The sequence below is a fragment of the Lujinxingia vulgaris genome, assembly GCF_007997015.1.
GTDB classification, from domain to species: Bacteria; Myxococcota_A; Bradymonadia; order Bradymonadales; family Bradymonadaceae; genus Lujinxingia; species Lujinxingia vulgaris.
In genome coordinates this window covers 1-553 of the sequence record NZ_VOSM01000092.1, presented here as the reverse complement: position 1 = coordinate 553, position 553 = coordinate 1, and the positions used below count along the sequence as shown (strand labels likewise).

Sequence of the window (553 nt, the reverse complement as noted above, 5' to 3'; positions counted from 1 at the left end):
ACCACGGACAGCATCTCGCAGAAGATGCGCCCGGCCGGTGGCAGACGGTTCACGATCACTGCAATCCGGATGTGATTATTGCCGGCCGAGGCCAGGGCGGCCCCGACAAAGGTCATGAAGACCATCAGGAAGGTCGAGTATTCCTCGGTAAAGGCAAAGGAAAAGTCGGTGACGTAACGCACAACCACATTGGCGAAGCTGATCAGGCAGATCAGCGCCATGGCCACTGCCCCCAGGGCGCGTTCCGTTGTAATGGGAATGCGCGGTTCCTCAACCGGCACCGCGGCCTGGCCTTCTTCCTCTATGTCACTCATGAATGACCTTCAGCCCTCACCGAGCTGTCATCTGGCACGATAAACTCTGGAAAGAGGGAGGCGACAAGCCTGCCGCCTCCCCTTCTCTCGTTCAGCGGTTCTCGATGGCCTCTTCGGCCTTTTCCACCAGGTCCGGGCCGATTTCCTGGGCCCATTCCTCATAGACGCCACGTGTAGCCTCGACGAAAGCGGCGCGCTCCTCGTCTGTCAGGCGGATCACCTCGACGCCCTTCTCCAGA

At 60.0% G+C, this 553-nt stretch carries 1 protein-coding gene; it reads right to left on the bottom strand.

Annotated features, from left to right (window positions below; all coding sequences use genetic code 11):
- The coding region (locus tag FRC98_RS21045; RefSeq protein ID WP_146983521.1) for a TRAP transporter small permease at window positions 1-314 on the bottom strand (314 nt) is incomplete at its 3' end.
- Window positions 315-553 lie beyond the last annotated feature (239 nt).